Raw genomic sequence first — 1,218 nt, forward strand, 5'->3', positions numbered from 1 at the left:
TGCAGCTGATATTGAGGTAGTTATGGTTCCTGGCAGTCATTATTCATGCCTGAATGGATCGAACGTAAAGGTATTAGTATAAAGTTTGATTAGTCGTTTACAATAGGAAAATTTTGGATAGTAATTATGTTAGGTACTGCATCAGAAGCTAAGAAGAAAATTTACCGAATTATCTACGGTTACTGGCAAAGTCAGTGTGTTTATGTGGCCACCAGTTTAGGAATCCCTAACCTGTTGAAAGATGGAACAAAAACGGTTGAGGAAATTGCCGAAAAAACTTCAACAAACGTTGAAAAGCTTTATGTGGTTATGCGGGCTTTATCCCATTTAGGGGTATTCGTGGAGAAACCCGGACGTGTTTTTGCCTCAACTGAATTATCGGAACTTTTGGTCAGGAATGATTCCCCTTCCATCGCTGACTTTTTAATGCATATTACTGAGCCGAATATGTGGGATGCTTGGCGGGAATTGGAAAACAGTTTGAAGACGGGAGAAGTCCCCTTTGAACTGGCCAAAGGTCAGGATTTTTACAGTGAGTATATGACCGCCAACCCTAACAGCAAAAAACTCTTTAACAATGCCATGAGTTTTTTGACTAATGAAGCGGTTGATCCGTTGTTTGAATTTTATGACTTTGGTCGTTTTGAAACCGTAATGGATGTAGGCGGCAATCAAGGAACATTAATTGCCAATATTGTTAAAAAATTTGGCTGCAAAGGAATTTTATTTGACTTGCCCAATGAGGTAAAAACTGCTCCTACTAATCTGGCAAAATATGGAGTAAATGATGCAGTACAAGTTGTTGGTGGCAGTGCTTTGGAATCTTTACCAAAAGGTGCCGATGCAATTGTGATGAAGTATTTTCTATCGGTGTTTAGTAAAGAAAATTCTATCAAAGTACTAACTAACTGTCGCGAAGCTCTCCCGAAACATGGCAAGGTTATACTACTTCAAACTCTAGTTCCTCCTGTGGGTGCCCCTGTAGAATATCCTGATGGAACTATACCAGCTTTGGCTGCGGTTCAAATGATGATTACTAATCCAGGGGGTTACTGGCGCACGGAACAAGAATATAAGGACTTATTTGCAGCGAGTGGTTTTAAACTCGAACAAGTCGTTTATACTGGGACAAGTTTGACAGTTATGGAATTTAGTGTTAACTAGTTAAACAACCAATAAGCACAACTAATTTCCGATAGGAGGCTATTTCTAGAATTT

The 1,218-nt window shown here is 39.3% G+C and carries 1 protein-coding gene; it reads left to right on the forward strand.

The window, feature by feature from the left end:
- Positions 1-126 precede the first annotated feature (126 nt).
- Complete coding sequence (locus tag F6K51_RS37690; protein WP_293031391.1) at positions 127-1,164, forward strand: methyltransferase; 1,038 nt, start codon at positions 127-129, stop codon at positions 1,162-1,164.
- Positions 1,165-1,218 lie beyond the last annotated feature (54 nt).

Source organism: Moorena sp. SIO3I8 (assembly GCF_010692325.1).
Lineage (GTDB): Bacteria > Cyanobacteriota > Cyanobacteriia > Cyanobacteriales > Coleofasciculaceae > Moorena.